Origin of the sequence: Streptomyces sp. NPDC046727, from assembly GCF_040645635.1 — a bacterium.
GTDB lineage: Bacteria > Actinomycetota > Actinomycetes > Streptomycetales > Streptomycetaceae > Streptomyces.
The window spans coordinates 195,717-210,245 of record NZ_JBEYYR010000001.1 but is presented as its reverse complement, the minus strand read 5'-3'; the positions used below and the strand labels follow the sequence as shown (position 1 = coordinate 210,245).

Sequence of the window (14,529 nt, the reverse complement as noted above, 5' to 3'; positions counted from 1 at the left end):
AACTGCTCGGCAGGGCACCGCGCTGACGGTTCCTCAGCCGTCGTGCTCCGCCACGTACTTCCGCGCCTTCGCCAGCGACTCCGGGTGCAGTGCCTCGCCCGCCGCGAGCAGCTCGGGCAGCAGCTCCCGTTCCGTGGTGACCGCGCGGAACTGCATCGCCGCCGTCACCCCGTGGTCCGGCCGGTGGACGATCTCGACCGGATCGCCCGTCCGTATCTCGCCCGGCTCGATCACCCGGAGGTAGGCACCCGTTGCGCCCTTCTGTGTGAACCTTCTGACCCAGCCGCGTTCGCCCAGATGGCCCTGGAACGTGGCGCACGGAATGCGGCCCGAGGTCACCTCCAGCACCACCTCGGAACCGACCCGCCAGCGCTCGCCTATGAGCGCCCCGGAGACGTCCAGCCCCTCCGTCGTCAGGTTCTCCCCGAAGCAGCCGTTGGCCAACGGTCGACCGAGTGTGCTCTCCCACGCGTCGAGGTCCTCGCGGGCGTACGCGTACACCGCCTGGTGGTCCCCGCCGTGATACCGGGTGTCGCACACCGCGTCCCCGGCCAGCCCGCTCGCGCCGACCCCCCTGGGTCCGGGCGCCGCCACCCGCACCGGCCCCTCGGCCGGGCGCTTGTCGATGCCGGTCAGGCCGTCCGGCTGGTTCGTGTAGGGCGCGTGCCGGGGGCTGCCCAGATTGACCGAAAGAAGCTTCATCCCCGCACGCTACGCGATCCGGGCTCAAAGCGTCGACGCAATATCGGGCGCCCCACCCAAGGCTGCCTTATGCTCGGAAGGTGATCGAGGCCCGTCATCTCCGTGTCCTGCGCGCCGTCGCCACCACCGGGTCCTTCTCGGCGGCGGGGCGCCAGCTGGGCTGCACCCAGCCCGCCGTCAGCCAGCAGATGAAGGCCCTGGAAGCCTCGGTCGGCACCCCGCTGCTGGTCCGCGCCGGCCGCGAGATGCGCCTCACCCAGGCCGGTGAGGCCCTGGTCCGGCACGCCTCCGGCATCCTCGCCGGGCTCACCGCGGCCGAGGAGGAGATCGCCGCCATCGCCGGCCTGCGCGCGGGCCGGGTCCGGCTGGTCTCCTTCCCGAGCGGCAGCTCCACCCTGGTCCCGACGGCCCTGGCCGCCCTGCGCGCCGCCCACCCGGGCACCCGCGTCTCCCTGGAGGAGGCCGAGCCCCCACGGTCGGTCGAACTGCTGCGCGAAGGCGACTGCGACCTGGCCCTGGCCTTCCGCTACGAGGGAGCGGCGGTCGCCGAGGACTGGGACGACCTCGTCGTACGTCCCCTGCTCGCGGACCGTCTGGTCGCCCTGGTGCCCGAACGCCACCGGCTCGCGCGCGCGGAGAGCGTCGCCATCGGCGAGCTGGCCCACGAGCCCTGGATCGCGGGCTGCCCGCGCTGCCGCGGCCAGCTGATCGAGGTGTGCGAGGGGGCGGGCTTCGCCCCGCGCATCGACTTCGCCACCGATGACTACCCGGCCGTGGTCGGACTGGTCGGCGCGGGTCTCGGCGTCGCCGTGCTGCCCCAGCTGGCCGTCGAGTCGGTACGGCCGCGAGGCGCGCGCACGGTGCGGCTGGAACCGGCGGTACGGCGGCAGATCGTCGCCCTCACCCTGCCCGACCTGGCCCAGGTGCCGGCCGTGTCGGCGACGCTGGAGCAACTGGCCCGGGCGGCCGGACGCCCCTAGGGGCGCGCTCAGGGGTACGGCGGCGGGTGCGACGGCAGAGTCATGGGCACGCGCGCGCGTGCCCAAGGGGGATGAGTGAGCGCACCCGGAGGGCCATGGGTGCAGAAACGTTCCTTCAGTGGTGGGGGGCGGTGTTCCCGCTGGTGGTCGAGGCCGCCACCAGACGGTTGCGCGCCCGCCCCATCAACTCCTCACGCTCGTCCTCGGTCAGGCCGCCCCAGACCCCGTACGGCTCGCGCACCGCCAGCGCGTGCGCCGCGCACTCCGCACGGACCGGGCACCTCATGCAGACCTCCTTGGCCGAGTTCTCGCGAGCGCTCCGAGCCGCCCCGCGCTCGCCCTCCGGGTGGAAGAAGAGCGAGCTGTCCACCCCGCGGCAGGCAGCCAGCAGCTGCCAGTCCCACAGGTCCGCGTTCGGTCCGGGAAGGCGGGAGAAATCTGCCATTACGTGACCCCTTGTCGCCGTTCTGGGCGGATACGGTGCCAACGACCGTACATCTCCGGTCTAAGGAGATGAAAATATGACTCATTGCGAATCTAGCCCCGGACACTGCGAAACGGGAAGAAAAGGGGCCGAATGGGGCATAGGTTGTGATGAAAAGTTGAGGGTCCGTTGGGCATGTCTGCACCGTGTCGGCGCCCTCACGTAGAGTGCCGAAGACGGCACGCAGCCCCGTAACTCTTTCGAGTGACCGTCGTTGAGAGTGCGGAGGCGGTTGAAAACACAAGTGCTCGGGCAGGCGTCCGAGACGGTCGACCGCACAGGTGACGATTCCGTACCAGCCTGGAGGCTCAAGGTGACGCGCATCAGCTGCGGAGGGCGGTCATGACATCCGTCCTCGTCTGCGACGACTCCCCGCTTGCCCGAGAAGCGCTCCGCCGCGCGGTCGCGACCGTGCCCGGTGTCGAGCGCGTGACGACGGCGGCCAACGGCGAGGAAGTCCTCCGCCGCTGGGGCGCCGACCGCTCCGACCTCATCCTGATGGACGTGCGCATGCCCGGCCTGGGCGGAGTGGAAACCGTGCGCCGTCTGCTCTCCGCGGACCCCGGCGCGCGCATCATCATGCTCACCGTCGCCGAGGACCTCGACGGGGTGGCCCTCGCGGTCGCCGCCGGCGCCCGTGGCTACCTGCACAAGGACGCCTCGCGGGCGGAGCTGCGCGCCACGGTGACGCAGGCGCTCGCCGACCCGACCTGGCGGCTCGCCCCGCGCCGGCTGCGCTCGGCGGAGATGGGCGCCGCGCCCACGCTCACCGCGCGCGAGATCCAGGTCCTGGAGGGCATGAGCCACGGCCGCTCGAACGCGGAGATCGGCCGTGAGCTGTTCCTCTCCGAGGACACCGTCAAGACGCACGCGCGGCGCCTGTTCAAGAAGCTCGGCGCCTCGGACCGGGCCCACGCGGTGGCCCTCGGCTTCCGCTGGGGACTGGTCCGCTAGCGAGCGCCGGGCCCCTGCGGGCCGCCCGGCACCGGGCACCACCCGGTTCCGCTCACGGCTCCCGCGGAGGCGGTCGGTCGGCGTGCGGGCACCGGGCTCGCTCGGGGCGGTCCGGTGCGGGCGCCGGGGGTACCTGGCGCGGGCGCGGGGCGGCGCTGTGCGGACTCCGGTCGCGTGCGCTCGTCGGACCCGGTGCGCCCGCAGCTCTCATGTGCTCGTCGCTCTCGTGTGCTCTTCGGTGGTGCGCGGGCGGCGGGTGCCATGAGGGGCGCGGGAGACCATGGCTGCGTCGGGCTTCAGCGCGGTCGGCGTGGCTGTCCGGGCCTAGTGCCCGTCGGTGACCACCCGGGGCGCGCGATCTCGCCGTACACGCCGGCGGACGAGCGTACGCGCCGGTGGAAACGGGCCGCGTGGCGCAGCGCGGGCGAGCCATGACGGCCCACGCGCTACGGCGCACAACCACGCCTCAGGAGGCGCGTGAATGCCCGGGCGCACACCCCTTCGGACCCCGCCAAAGGGCATGTGCAAGTCGGCCCGCCGGACGCGCGCTGCTCGTTTCGGCGCGGATGCCGCATCCTTGAGATGTGGAGTCTCTCGGGGACGAGTCGGTCGAGCGGAAGGGGAGGGCGCAGGGAATGAGTGCCGGCGCACCTGCTCATAACGCTTCGGTGCACAACCACGAACACGATGCGACGGACCGGACTGCCGCAAGGCACGATGGACCGATGCGCGACGACGAGGCGGGCACGGCCCACGGGGCGTTCGGTGCGCTCGTTCATCGTGCCGTCGACGGGGACGAGCAGGCCACGCACGATCTGCTCGCCCATGTGCACCCCTTGGCGCTGCGCTACTGCCGCACCCGGTTGTCCCGGCTTCCCGGCGACGCGCGCCACTTCGTCGAGGACCTCGCCCAGGAGGTCTGCGTGGCGGTCCTCCTCGCGCTGCCCCGCTACCGCGACACCGGCCGCCCCTTCGAGGCGTTCGTCTTCGCCATCGCGTCCCACAAGGTCGCCGACCTCCAGCGCGCCGCGATGCGCCACCCGGGGTCGACCGCGGTGCCGTCCGACGAGATGCCCGAGCGGCCCGACGACTCCCTCGGCCCCGAGGAGCGCGCCCTGCTCAGCAGCGACGCCGAGTGGGCCAAGAAACTGCTGGCCAACCTCCCCGAGAACCAGCGGGAACTGCTTCTGCTGCGCATCGCCGTGGGCTTGACCGCGGAGGAGACGGGGCAGATGTTGGGAATGTCACCCGGTGCGGTCCGCGTGGCCCAGCACCGGGCCCTGAGCCGCCTGAGGGCGCTCGCCGAACAGTAATCCCCTGTCGTGGAGCCCCTGTAGCTCCTTCGCTGAACAGGCGCGCCGTCGTTTCCGTACGAACATACGAAGCCTGAAGCGACCCCGTACCGTGGAATTTGCTAGCGATGCTTCCCGTTAGCATGGACATCCGCACCGATCAAGGCCATTTGGGGAAGGTGTCATGACTGCCAACGTCGACGGAGTGCCCGGTAAATTCGCGACACTCGGGCTGACCTACGACGACGTGCTGCTGCTGCCGGGCCCGTCGGACATGGCTCCCGACGAGATCGACACCGCCTCGTACGTCTCCAAGAACGTGCGGGTCAACATCCCGCTGCTGTCCGCCGCCATGGACAAGGTGACCGAGTCCCGCATGGCGATCGCGATGGCCCGCCAGGGCGGCGTCGGCGTCCTGCACCGCAACCTCTCCATCGAGGACCAGGCCAACCAGGTCGACCTGGTGAAGCGCTCCGAGTCCGGCATGGTCACCGACCCCATCACCATCCACCCGGAGGCCACGCTCGCCGAGGCGGACGCGCTGTGCGCCCGGTTCCGCATCAGCGGCGTCCCGGTGACCGACGGCGACAAGAAGCTCCTCGGCATCGTCACCAACCGTGACATGGCCTTCGAGAGCGACCGCAGCCGCCGCGTGCACGAGGTCATGACCCCGATGCCGCTGGTCACCGGCAAGGTCGGCATCTCCGGCCCGGAGGCCATGGAGCTGCTGCGCAAGCACAAGATCGAGAAGCTTCCGCTGGTCGACGGCGAGGGCGTCCTCAAGGGCCTGATCACGGTCAAGGACTTCGTCAAGGCGGAGCAGTACCCGAACGCCGCCAAGGACGCCGAGGGCCGCCTGCTGGTCGGCGCCGCGGTCGGCGTGGCCGGTGACTCCTTCGAGCGCGCCCAGGCGCTGATCGAGGCCGGTGTCGACTTCATCGTCGTGGACACCGCGCACGGCCACTCCCGTCTGGTCGGCGACATGATCGCCAAGATCAAGTCGAACTCCTCCGGCGTCGACGTCATCGGCGGCAACGTCGCCACGCGCGACGGCGCGCAGGCCCTGGTCGACGCGGGCGCGGACGGCATCAAGGTCGGCGTCGGACCGGGCTCCATCTGCACGACCCGCGTGGTCGCCGGCGTCGGCGTCCCGCAGGTCACCGCGATCTACGAGGCGTCGCTGGCCGCGCGTGAGGCCGGTGTCCCGGTCATCGGCGACGGCGGCCTCCAGTACTCCGGCGACATCGCGAAGGCCCTGGTCGCCGGCGCGGACACGGTGATGCTCGGCTCGCTGCTCGCGGGCTGCGAGGAGTCCCCGGGCGAGCTGCTGTTCATCAACGGCAAGCAGTTCAAGTCGTACCGCGGCATGGGCTCGCTCGGTGCCATGCAGTCCCGTGGCGACCGCAAGTCGTTCTCCAAGGACCGCTACTTCCAGGAGGGCGTCGCCTCCGACGAGCAGCTGATCCCCGAGGGCATCGAGGGCCAGGTGCCCTACCGCGGCCCGCTGTCCTCCGTGGTCCACCAGCTGGTCGGCGGCCTGCGCCAGTCGATGTTCTACGTCGGCGGCAAGACCGTGCCCGAGCTGCAGGTGGGCGGCCGGTTCGTGCGGATCACCTCGGCGGGCCTGAAGGAGAGCCACCCGCACGACATCCAGATGACGGTCGAGGCGCCGAACTACAGCAGCAAGAGGTAGCTCTCAGGTACGACACCGGCGCGTCCACGCGCGCGTGAGGCCGGTCAGGGGCGGCCCCGGGGTATCCGGGGCCGCCCTTGTCGTCCCTGTCGGCGATACTGGAAGGCGCTGCAACGCATAGGGAAAGGCCACCAACGTGACTGAGATCGAGATCGGGCGCGGCAAGCGCGGCCGCCGGGCGTACGCCTTCGACGACATCGCCGTCGTCCCCAGCCGCCGTACGCGGGACCCGAAGGAGGTCTCGATCGCCTGGCAGATCGACGCCTACCGCTTCGAGCTGCCGTTCCTGGCCGCCCCCATGGACTCCGTGGTCTCCCCGGCCACCGCGATCCGCATCGGCGAGCTGGGCGGCCTCGGCGTGCTCAACCTCGAGGGCCTGTGGACGCGGTACGAGGACCCGCAGCCGCTGCTCGACGAGATCGCCGAGCTGCCCGCCGAGCAGGCGACCCGCCGCCTCCAGGAGATCTACGCGGCTCCCATCAAGGAGGAGCTGATCGGCGCCCGCATCAAGGAGGTGCGCGACGCCGGCGTGGTCACCGCCGCCGCGCTCTCCCCGCAGCGCACCGCCCAGTTCTCCAAGGCGGTCGTGGACGCGGGCGTGGACATCTTCGTCATCCGCGGTACGACGGTCTCGGCGGAGCACGTCTCCCACTCGAGCGAGCCGCTGAACCTGAAGCAGTTCATCTACGAGCTGGACGTCCCGGTGATCGTCGGCGGCTGCGCCACGTACACCGCCGCCCTGCACCTGATGCGCACCGGCGCGGCCGGCGTCCTGGTCGGCTTCGGCGGCGGCGCCGCGCACACCACGCGCAACGTCCTGGGCATCCAGGTCCCGATGGCCACCGCCGTCGCCGACGTGGCCGCGGCCCGCCGTGACTACATGGACGAGTCCGGCGGCCGGTACGTGCACGTGATCGCGGACGGCGGCGTCGGCTGGTCCGGCGACCTCCCGAAGGCGATCGCCTGCGGCGCCGACTCGGTGATGATGGGCTCCCCGCTGGCCCGCGGCACGGACGCGCCCGGCAAGGGCCACCACTGGGGCATGGAGGCGGTCAACGAGGAGCTGCCCCGCGGCCAGAAGGTCGACCTCGGCACGGTCGGCACGATCGAGGAGATCCTCACCGGCCCGTCCCACACCCCGGACGGCTCGATGAACTTCTTCGGCGCCCTCCGCCGCGCCATGGCCACGACCGGCTACAGCGAGCTGAAGGAGTTCCAGCGGGTCGAGGTCACGGTGGCGGACAGCCAGCACCGGCGGTAGTCGCCGGGGCGGTCCCGTAGGACGCCTGAAGGGCCGGTCATCCCGGGTGGATGACCGGCCTTTTCGCATGCCCGAGTACGGCCAAGTGGGCCTGAACGGGGGCGCGTTGTGCGGAGGGGGCGCGTGGTTGCGTTCGGGGCGAATGTGGGCCGAACGGGCGTAGTGGGGCGGTAGTGTCCGTGATCGGCGACCCAAGCTCTCTGGGGCGCCCCCTTCCAAGGAAACGGACCGGACCCCGCCCTCGGGGCCCGGCCCGAAATCCAACGTGCTGCCTACCGGGCCAATGGGTGGCGTCGTGGAAGGGGGCGCGCCCATGGGCCGTCACCGCAAGCCCAACCGCTGGGACCGCATTCGGCTTCGGCTGGTGAAGTTCCGGAGGAGGTGGATCTTGTGGATTTACGGCCGGTGAGCGGCCGCCCCTATAGAGACTAGGGGCGGACACCCGGGAAACCGGCCAGGAGCCCGCTGCAGTGGCCTCTGCGGTGGGCTCCACCTGCTCCCAAAGTACCGGCGCCGAACCCCCCACGCCACCAACCCCCAGCCCCCACACCCCCACGCGCCCCCCTTCACAACCGATGCGCCGCCCCCGTGGGCGTGGCCCCCCGCGTGTCCAGCAGCAGCTGGGCCTTCACCGAGAGCCCCTGCAGGTCGTACGTCCGGTGCTGCTGGAGCAGGATCGTGAGGTCGGCGTCGGCGGCCGTCTCGTACAGGGAGTCCGCGCGCGGCACAGGCCGCTCCAGGACGCTCCACGCGGGCACGTACGGGTCGTGGTAGCTCACGGCCGCGCCCAGCTCCATCAGCCGGACGGCGATCTCCCGCGCGGGCGTGCCCTGCAGGTCGGCGAGGTCGGGCTTGTAGGTGACGCCGAGCAGCAGGACGCGGGCCCCGCGCGCGGACTTGCCGTGCTCGTTGAGGAGCGTGGCGGCGCGCTGGACGACGTACCGGGGCATCCGGCTGTTGACCTGCTGGGCCAGCTCGACCATGCGCAGGGTGCGGGTCGCGTGCCCGGTCAGGTCCTGCGGGACGCCGTGCCCGCCGACGCCCGGGCCCGGCCGGAACGCCTGGAAGCCGAACGGCTTGGTCTCCGCGCAGCGGATCACGTCCCACAGGTCCACGCCCAGCTCGTGGCAGAGGACGGCCATCTCGTTGACGAGCGCGATGTTCACGTGCCGGAAGTTGGTCTCCAGCAGCTGCACGGTCTCGGCCTCGCGCAGCCCACGCGCGCGTACCACCTTGTCGGTGAGCCGGCCGTAGAACGCGGCGGCCGACTCGGTGCAGGCGGGGGTGAGACCGCCGATGACCTTGGGCGTGCTGGCGGGGGTGTGGTCGCGGTTGCCGGGGTCGACCCGGCTGGGGGAGTAGGCGAGGTGGAAGTCGCGGCCGGCGGTGAGGCCCGAGCTCTCCTCCAGCAGCGGGCGCAGGAACTCCTCCGTCGTCCCCGGCAGCACGGGCGACTCCAGGATGACCGTGGTGTGCGGGCGGAGCCGTTCGGCCAGGGTGCGGGCGGCCGACTCGACCTGGCCGAGGTCGAGTCCGCCGTCGGCGCCGCGCGGGGTGGGCGCGCAGATCACGGCGGTGCGCACCCGGCCGAGCTGGGCCGGGTCGGTGGCGGGCCGGAATCCGGCGGAGTGCATCCGGCGCAGCTCGGCGGGGCTGAGCGAGCCCGCCTCGGGGCCGGTGGCGTAGCCGACGGTGGGGATGCCGGCGGCGACTGCGGCCTGGGCGAGCGGCAGGCCGTAGGGGCCGAGTCCGATGACAGCGAGGTCTGCGGGCATGGCGTGGGCCGTCCTTCCCAGTAACCGAAGCGGGGTACACGCGCAACCGCTGTGGACAGCAGGCACGAGCGCACTGTCAGACTAGGTACACATATGACCGATATGTGTGATTGTGTTTGTGTGTCTTCCGAGGGTTGCTCGTCAGTTGTCCACAGGTTGGGAGCCCGTGGTGGCTGAAGTCGGGCAAGCCGGTCAGAATTTGGGCATGAGGAGGGGATGAACCGGGCTACGCCCACCGGGTGCGGCCGACGCGAGCGAGTCAGCGACAGCGGGAGGCAGCGGTGAGGACAGCGACTCTGGGCCCGGCGCAGCGCGCCGAGGCACTGGCGGCGATGGCGGAGCGCGAACTGGACGTGCTGGTGGTCGGCGGCGGAGTGGTCGGCGCGGGCACCGCACTGGACGCCGTCACCCGTGGCCTGTCCACCGGCCTGGTCGAGGCCCGCGACTGGGCGTCCGGCACCTCAAGCCGCTCCAGCAAGCTCATCCACGGCGGCCTGCGCTATCTGGAGATGCTCGACTTCGCCCTGGTCCGCGAGGCCCTCAAGGAGCGCGGCCTGCTGCTGGAGCGCCTCGCCCCGCACCTGGTCAAGCCGGTGCCGTTCCTCTACCCGCTGCAGCACAAGGGCTGGGAGCGGCTGTACGCGGGCTCGGGCGTCGCGCTGTACGACGCGATGTCCATGGCCCGCGGCCACGGCCGGGGCCTGCCGCTGCACCGCCACCTGACCCGCCGTCACGCCCTGCGCGTGGCCCCCTGTCTGAAGAAGGACGCCCTGGTCGGCGCCCTGCAGTACTACGACGCCCAGATGGACGACGCCCGCTTCGTGGCGACCCTGGTGCGCACGGCGGCGTCGTACGGCGCGAAGGTGGCCAACCGCGCGCGCGTGACCGGGTTCCTGCGCGAGGGCGAGCGGGTCGTCGGCGCCCGGGTGCAGGACGTCGAGGCCGGCGGGGAGTACGAGGTCCGCGCCAAGCAGGTCGTCAACGCCACCGGCGTGTGGACGGACGACACGCAGGCCATGGTGGGCGAGCGCGGGCAGTTCCACGTCCGCGCCTCCAAGGGCATCCACCTGGTCGTGCCCAAGGACCGCATCCACTCCACCACCGGCCTGATCCTGCGCACCGAGAAGTCCGTCCTGTTCGTCATCCCCTGGGGCCGGCACTGGATCGTCGGCACCACCGACACCGACTGGGATCTCGACAAGGCCCATCCGGCCGCGTCCAGCGCCGACATCGACTACCTGCTGGAGCACGTCAACTCGGTGCTGGCCGTGCCGCTCGGCCGAGACGACGTGCAGGGGGTGTACGCGGGGCTGCGCCCGCTGCTGGCCGGCGAGTCCGACGCCACCAGCAAGCTGTCCCGCGAGCACACGGTCGCCCATCCGGCGCCGGGCCTGGTGGTCGTGGCGGGCGGCAAGTACACGACCTACCGGGTGATGGCCAAGGACGCCGTCGACGAGGCCGTGCACGGGCTCGACCTGCGCGTCGCCGACTGTGTGACGGAGGAGACCCCGCTGCTCGGCGCGGAGGGCTACCAGGCGCTGTGCAACGCGCGAGCGCGGATCGCCGCCCGCACCGGACTGCACGTGGTCCGCGTGGAGCACCTGCTGAACCGGTACGGCTCGCTGGCCGAGGAGATCCTGGACCTCATCGCCGCCGACCCCGCCCTCGGCGAGCCGCTGCACGCCGCCGACGACTATCTGCGCGCCGAGGTGGTGTACGCCGCCTCGCACGAGGGCGCCCGGCACCTGGACGACGTCCTCACCCGCCGCACCCGCATCTCCATCGAGACCTTCGACCGGGGCACCCGCAGCGCCCGCGAGGCGGCCGAGCTGATGGCACCGGTCCTCGGCTGGGACAAGGACCAGATCGAGCGCGAGGTCGAGCACTACGAGAAGCGGGTGGAGGCCGAGCGCGAGTCCCAGCTCCAGCCGGACGACCAGACGGCGGACGCGGCACGGCTGGGAGCGCCGGACATCGTGCCGCTGTGAGCACCTGGCTTCACTCGAACGAGTGACCGACGGCGGGATCTCTGCTCGGACCCCGGCCGTTCTACCAGGTGCGAGGGCAGAACTCGGCGGCGAGCAGTGCGGGTTCGAGGTCCGGGTCCGCCATCGCGTCCGTGTTCACACGGAAGGTGAGGACATGCCGGCCCCCCGTCGTGGCAGCACTCCGCACGTAGCTGCCGGATATCCGGCCGTTGTGCCCCCACACCGTGATGCCGCACGGGAGCCTCACGGGAAACAGGCCCATGCCGTACGAGCCGTGTGCGGCGCGGGTGTCGAGCATCTCGCGCAGCCGGCGCGAGGGAAGCAGCCGGCCGTCGAGCAGGGCCGCGTAGAAGCGGTCCAGGTCGGCCAGTGTGGTCACCAGCTCACCCGCCGCGCCGGCCACGCGCGGGTCGAGCCGGGTGACGTCGGAGCCGTCGGCGGCGTAGGCCCGGCCGTGCGGCGCGGGCAGTGACCTGCGGGCCCCGGGAAAGGAGGTATCCGTCAGACCCAGCGGAGCGATGATGCGGCGCTCGGCCTCGGCGGCGTAGGAGTGACCGGTGACCTGGCCGACGACCAGGCCGAGCAGGACGTAGTCGGTGTTGGAGTAGGAGTAGCGGCCCGGGCGGGCCGGAGGGAGGGCGAGAGCGATGCGTACGGCCTGAAGCGGGGTCACGGGCACGGTGCCCCGGGTGGTTTCGGCGAAGTCGGCCAGCCCGCTCGTGTGGGTGAGCAGGGCCCGCAGGGTGATGCGCCGGCCGTCGGCGCCGCGTCCCCGGAGCAGCCCCGGCAGGTGCCGCTCCACCGTGTCGGACAGGGAGAGCCGGTGCTCCGCGGCCAGCTGGAGCACGACCGTCGCGATGAAGGTCTTGGTGATGCTGCCGGCGCGGAAGTGGTCGGCGCGGCCGATGCCATGGCCGGCGTCCGAGTAGCGGAAGCGGACCCCGTCGCCCTCGGCGTCCCGGCTCAGCAGGGCCGCGGCGGGTGCCCTGCCGTCGGTGACGAGCCGCGGCAGGACCGTGTCCGTGGCCGCGGCGGGGGCGGTGTCCTGGGAGGCGGCCGGGGCGAACAGCAGCGCCAGGGACACCGGTATGGACAGGACTGTCCGAAGCGTCGGCACGGCGGTTCCTCCCTTCTTACGGCCCATCATCCCGATAAGCGGAACATCAGCTTCAGGGGGGTTCCCGAGGCGTGGAGGGCCGGTCCGGGCCAGGGGCACCCTGGGCGTCGGGCACTTGTCGGGTGAGAGACAATGGAGGCTCTGTCAGGGCGGGTTGTATGAGGGGACGCATGTCGGAGACGGAGCGGGCGGGTACATCTCGTCAGGAGACTCGTCGGGACAACAGCGAGCGGCGTCTCCTCGCCGGGCGGTACCGGCTGGGAGACGTGCTGGGCCGTGGCGGTATGGGCACGGTCTGGCGGGCCGAGGACGAGACTCTGGGCCGGACGGTCGCCGTCAAGGAGCTGCGGTTCCCGTCGAACATCGACGAGGAGGAGAAGCGGCGCCTGATCACGCGCACCCTGCGCGAGGCCAAGGCGATCGCCCGGATCCGCAACAACAGCGCGGTGACGGTCTTCGACGTGGTCGACGAGGACGACCGGCCCTGGATCGTCATGGAGTTGGTCGAGGGCAAGTCCCTGGCCGAGGTCATCCGCGAGGACGGCCTGCTGGAGCCGAAGCGCGCCGCCGAGGTGGGGCTCGCCGTGCTCGACGTGCTGCGCTCCGCGCACCGGGAAGGCATCCTGCACCGGGACGTGAAGCCGTCCAACGTGCTCATCGCCGAGGACGGCCGGGTCGTGCTCACCGACTTCGGCATCGCGCAGGTCGAGGGCGACCCGTCCATCACCTCCACCGGCATGCTCGTCGGCGCCCCCTCGTACATCTCCCCGGAGCGGGCCCGCGGCCACAAGCCGGGACCGGCGGCCGACCTCTGGTCGCTCGGCGGTCTGCTGTACGCCGCGGTCGAGGGCGCGCCGCCCTACGACAAGGGTTCGGCGATCGCCACGCTCACCGCGGTGATGACCGAGCCGCTGGAGGAGCCGAAGCACGCGGGACCGCTGCGCGACGTCATCTACGGCCTGCTGACCAAGGACCCGGCCCAGCGGCTCGACGACGCCGGGGCCCGGTCCATGCTCAACGCGGTGATCCGGGCGCCCGAGCCGGAGCCGATGGACGCCACCCGGGTGGTTCCGCTGCCGGTGCAGCCCGGCGGGCCGGAGGGCAAGCGGGGCGAGGAGGCCGGGGAGAAGCTGCGCGGCGCGCTGCGTTCGGTGCGCAAGGCGGCCGGGGCGGCCTCGGCCGCGGCGACGGCGCGGACGAAGAGCGGGAGCGAGCCGGCCGCGCCGGGCGCGGGCGGCACGGCGGGTGCCCAGGGCGCGGTGTCCGGTGGCGCGCGGCCCGGTTCCGCCGGCGGGCCGGGTGCCGGATCCGCCGCGCGCCCCGGGGGGCCGGCGTCGGGTGCCGCCGCTGTGCCGAACTCCAGCGCGAACAAGCCGAGTTCGGGGTGGCCCGTGGTGCCGCCGCCGGACCTGGACCTGCCGCCGCGGCCGGTGCCGAGGGCGCCGCTGACCGATGTGGTGCCCAAGCGCACGCTGGTGGTCATCGTCGTGGTCGTCGTGCTCGCCGTGCTCGGGACCGTGCTGGCCTTCGCCCTGAACAGCGGCGACGACAACGACGGCAAGAGCGACGGGGCCAAGGCCTCGGCCAGTGCCGGCGCGTCCACCAAGCAGGACAAGGGCAAGGGCAAGGACGGCGGCAAGGACACCGGGGCGCGGACGGACGGCGCCGGCTCGGCGTCCGCCGGCACGTCGTCGGGGGCACAGGACGCGGCGGACGACGACGCGAGCAAGTCCGCCGACGACTCCGACGCGTCCGACTCGGACGACTCCTCCGGCTCCAAGGACGGCGGCAGCGCTCCGGCGGTGACCACCCGCAAGGGCGGCCAGGGCTACTCGATCGGGCTGCCCGAGGGCTGGAAGTACCAGCGGGCCGGGTCCGCCGGCGACCGCTACACCGGGCCCGACGGGCAGAAGCTGCTCGTCGCCTGGACCGGCACGCCCAAGGGCGACCCGGTGGCGGACTGGAGGAACCAGGAGCGCTACATGGTGCGCTCCCAGTACCACAAGATCCGCATCGAGAAGGTGGGCTACCGCGGCTGGAACACCGCCGACTGGGAGTTCACCTATGTCGAGGGCGGCACGAAGTACCGCACGATCGACCGGGGTTTCGTGGTGAACGACCACCTCGGTTACGCGCTGATGTACACCGCGAAGGACGCCGAATGGCACGGCGATCTGCGCAAGGACACCTGGAAGACGTTGACGACGTCCTTCGAACCCAAGTCGTAGGCGCCGTGCGCCGGTTTGGTACGTGAGAATCCGTCATCCTCTCAATGCGGGTTGC

11 protein-coding genes are annotated in these 14,529 nt (G+C 72.0%); 7 read left to right on the top strand and 4 right to left on the bottom strand.

The window, feature by feature from the left end:
* Positions 1-33 precede the first annotated feature (33 nt).
* Positions 34-702: an MOSC domain-containing protein gene (locus ABZ937_RS00870; RefSeq protein WP_361684255.1), complete on the bottom strand. Its 669-nt coding sequence runs from the start codon at positions 700-702 to the stop codon at positions 34-36.
* An 80-nt stretch (positions 703-782) separates the two neighbouring features.
* Between ABZ937_RS00870 and ABZ937_RS00865 the strand changes: the two genes are divergently transcribed.
* Positions 783-1,682: a LysR family transcriptional regulator gene (locus ABZ937_RS00865; RefSeq protein WP_361684253.1), complete on the top strand. Its 900-nt coding sequence runs from the start codon at positions 783-785 to the stop codon at positions 1,680-1,682.
* A gap of 115 nt (positions 1,683-1,797) precedes the next feature.
* Here the strand turns inward: ABZ937_RS00865 and ABZ937_RS00860 are convergent, their stop codons facing one another.
* Complete coding sequence (locus ABZ937_RS00860) at positions 1,798-2,127, bottom strand: WhiB family transcriptional regulator (RefSeq protein WP_361684251.1); 330 nt, start codon at positions 2,125-2,127, stop codon at positions 1,798-1,800.
* Between the two features lie 381 nt (positions 2,128-2,508).
* Between ABZ937_RS00860 and ABZ937_RS00855 the strand changes: the two genes are divergently transcribed.
* The 4 genes from ABZ937_RS00855 (at position 2,509) to ABZ937_RS00840 (ending at position 7,366) form a co-directional block, all read left to right on the top strand.
* Positions 2,509-3,120 (top strand): response regulator transcription factor, encoded by a 612-nt coding sequence (locus ABZ937_RS00855; protein WP_003948568.1) that lies wholly within the window; start codon positions 2,509-2,511, stop codon positions 3,118-3,120.
* A gap of 725 nt (positions 3,121-3,845) precedes the next feature.
* Positions 3,846-4,433, top strand: coding sequence for a sigma-70 family RNA polymerase sigma factor (locus ABZ937_RS00850; RefSeq protein WP_100827787.1), 588 nt, complete (start codon positions 3,846-3,848; stop codon positions 4,431-4,433).
* 163 nt (positions 4,434-4,596) lie between these two features.
* Positions 4,597-6,105, top strand: coding sequence for an IMP dehydrogenase (guaB, locus tag ABZ937_RS00845; protein WP_361684249.1), 1,509 nt, complete (start codon positions 4,597-4,599; stop codon positions 6,103-6,105).
* A 136-nt stretch (positions 6,106-6,241) separates the two neighbouring features.
* The gene (locus tag ABZ937_RS00840; RefSeq protein ID WP_361684247.1) at positions 6,242-7,366 is read left to right on the top strand and encodes a GuaB3 family IMP dehydrogenase-related protein; all 1,125 of its coding nucleotides are present in this window, start codon (positions 6,242-6,244) and stop codon (positions 7,364-7,366) included.
* A 566-nt stretch (positions 7,367-7,932) separates the two neighbouring features.
* Here the strand turns inward: ABZ937_RS00840 and ABZ937_RS00835 are convergent.
* Positions 7,933-9,141 carry a nucleotide sugar dehydrogenase gene (locus tag ABZ937_RS00835; RefSeq protein ID WP_361684245.1) on the bottom strand — a complete coding sequence of 403 codons (1,209 nt, stop codon included), beginning with the start codon at positions 9,139-9,141 and terminating at the stop codon, positions 7,933-7,935.
* 281 nt (positions 9,142-9,422) lie between these two features.
* On the opposite strand from ABZ937_RS00835, the gene ABZ937_RS00830 reads away from it, so the two are divergent.
* Positions 9,423-11,129, top strand: coding sequence for a glycerol-3-phosphate dehydrogenase/oxidase (locus tag ABZ937_RS00830; RefSeq protein WP_361684243.1), 1,707 nt, complete (start codon positions 9,423-9,425; stop codon positions 11,127-11,129).
* A gap of 61 nt (positions 11,130-11,190) precedes the next feature.
* Here ABZ937_RS00830 and ABZ937_RS00825 read toward each other — a convergent pair whose 3' ends face one another.
* Positions 11,191-12,246, bottom strand: a complete 1,056-nt coding sequence (locus tag ABZ937_RS00825) for a serine hydrolase domain-containing protein (RefSeq protein WP_361684241.1) — start codon at positions 12,244-12,246, stop codon at positions 11,191-11,193.
* 170 nt (positions 12,247-12,416) lie between these two features.
* Here ABZ937_RS00825 and ABZ937_RS00820 point away from each other — a divergent pair, with 170 nt between their 5' ends.
* Positions 12,417-14,474: a serine/threonine-protein kinase gene (locus ABZ937_RS00820; protein ID WP_361684239.1), complete on the top strand. Its 2,058-nt coding sequence runs from the start codon at positions 12,417-12,419 to the stop codon at positions 14,472-14,474.
* Positions 14,475-14,529 lie beyond the last annotated feature (55 nt).